The following is a 1147-nucleotide window of genomic DNA, read 5'->3' on the forward strand; positions in this document are numbered from 1 at the left end:
AAGGATGATTTTTTATGTCTCTCAAATCCCAAGCTCTATCATCTCATCTTCAAACCATGAAGTTCGAGATGGAACTACGTGGTTATTCTCCGCAAACTCAGAACCATTATCTCTGTCATCTAAGGCAACTTGAAAAGTACTCTAATAAGCCTGCAACTCTAGTCTCCACAGATGAACTCAAACAATTTCTGCATCATCGTATTAAATCCGGTATTAGTTACAGTAACATCAATATCTCTTGCAACGCTTTCAAACTCTTTTTCAATAAGGTTCTCAGCTACAACTGGTCCGACGACGTTATTATCCGTCCCAAACGACCTAAAGCTCTTCCTCATGTTCTTTCTAAAGACGAGATTTTGTCGATCACTGATCAGGTGCTTAATCTAAAACACAAAACAATTCTCCTGACGACGTATTCTTCTGGCCTACGAATTAGCGAAACGCTTAATCTCCGCATCTCAGATATTGATTCAAAGAATATGCTAATCCGAGTTAATCTCGGCAAAGGCAACAAGGATCGTTTGACGGTTCTTTCTCATGAAAACCTCAATATTCTCAGACTCTACTGGAAACGTTACAAACCCACTAACCTGCTATTTCCTGGTCTTATTGAAGGTAAACCCATGGCCGCCACGGGTATTCAACATGTCTTTAAAGTGGCTAAAGACCAAGCTGGTATTACAAAACCTGCAACGGTTCACACGCTTAGGCACAGCTTTGCTACCCATCTTCTTGAAGAGAATGCTGACCTCCGTACGATTCAAATCCTTATGGGGCATAGCAATATTTCAACAACCTCTAACTATATCCACCTATCAACAAACCATCTTTCCTCTGTGAAAAGCCCTCTTGATGGGGGGAAATCCTTTGCCTGAGCTTCAAGATATTTTTAAACACGTTCGCCTTAAACGTCTCTCTCCAGCTCAGGCCAAAGCCTTTCATATGATTCGTCATTGCAGAACCTCTACTCTTGGTTCTCATGCCCAGGTTTGCACAGAATGTGGCTCTATGGATGTTTCTTTCAATTCCTGTCGTAACAGAAATTGTCCCAAATGCCAGCATTCTGTTCAGCAGGATTGGGTTGAGGCTCAAATGTCCAAACTTTTACCAGTCGGCTACTTCCACGTCGTTTTTACAATCCCTCAGG

2 protein-coding genes are annotated in these 1147 nt (G+C 41.8%); both read left to right on the forward strand.

Annotation, left to right across the window (positions count from 1 at the left end):
• The first annotated feature begins 14 nt into the window (after positions 1-14).
• Positions 15-875, forward strand: a complete 861-nt coding sequence (locus M8E35_RS26300) for a tyrosine-type recombinase/integrase (protein ID WP_252473925.1) — start codon at positions 15-17, stop codon at positions 873-875.
• A partial coding sequence (locus tag M8E35_RS26305) for a transposase zinc-binding domain-containing protein (RefSeq protein WP_252473926.1) occupies positions 868-1147 on the forward strand: 280 nt, incomplete at its 3' end. The genes M8E35_RS26300 and M8E35_RS26305, both read left to right, overlap by 8 nt.

Source organism: Desulfosporosinus nitroreducens, from assembly GCF_023897015.1.
Lineage (GTDB): Bacteria > Bacillota > Desulfitobacteriia > Desulfitobacteriales > Desulfitobacteriaceae > Desulfosporosinus > Desulfosporosinus nitroreducens.